Consider the following 714-nt stretch of genomic DNA (forward strand, 5'->3'; position numbering starts at 1 on the left):
GCCGGCTCGGGCTCGGCGGTCGTCGGCTTCACCGTCGCCGGCTTGTCGGCCAGCGTCTCGGTGATCTTCTCGTCGCCGCCGAATTTGGGCGGCTGTTCCCTCAGCAAATGGAAGGTGGCGTATCCGGCGATCGGCAGGGCGACGAGCCCGGCAAGGGCCGGCGTGGCAATGAGTTTCTTTTGCATGATCTCGCTCCAGAGCTTTTGTGCTCGCTCTGTGAGACGAAGCCCGCCAATCGATCCTTGGGTGACAGCAGAAATATTTTCCTGATCATAGGCGCGCAGGGCGGCCTCGAAGGCACGTGCCTTGGCATCCTTGGCGGGCGCCGGTGCTGCGATATCGCGCAGTCTGTTGAGTTCGTTGTCGTCGACCATGGTCACACTTCCCCGGCCGCGCGCATCAGCGTCTTCAGCCGTTTCTTCGCTTCATGGATGTGCCAGGAAACCGTCGTCTCCGAGATCGCCATCGCCTCGGCGGCGGCCGCGTGGCTCAATCCTTCGCCATAGACCAAAAGCACGGCGTCGCGCTGCTTGTCCGGCAGTTGCCGCACCGCGGTCCACAGCGCTTCGGCCGGATCCTCCGGTTCGACCGACGCCTCGCCTGAGATCAGTGCATGGACGCCATAGGCCTCGGTCTTCACGGTCTCGCGGGCGGACTTTCGCATCATGTCGCGCGCGGCGTTCAGGGTCACGGAATAGAGCCATGTGGTGAAAG

1 protein-coding gene and 1 pseudogene are annotated in these 714 nt (G+C 63.6%); both read right to left on the reverse strand.

All coding sequences use genetic code 11. The features are described from left to right. A pseudogene (locus tag EN964_RS36275) lies at positions 1–374 on the reverse strand (VWA domain-containing protein); the annotation flags it as partial. Positions 375–376: 2 nt separating this feature from the next. Continuing rightward, a partial coding sequence (locus EN964_RS36280) for an RNA polymerase sigma factor (RefSeq protein WP_164776561.1) occupies positions 377–714 on the reverse strand: 338 nt, incomplete at its 5' end.

Source organism: Mesorhizobium sp. M7A.F.Ca.CA.001.10.2.1 (assembly GCF_003998575.1).
In the GTDB taxonomy this organism is placed as follows: domain Bacteria; phylum Pseudomonadota; class Alphaproteobacteria; order Rhizobiales; family Rhizobiaceae; genus Mesorhizobium.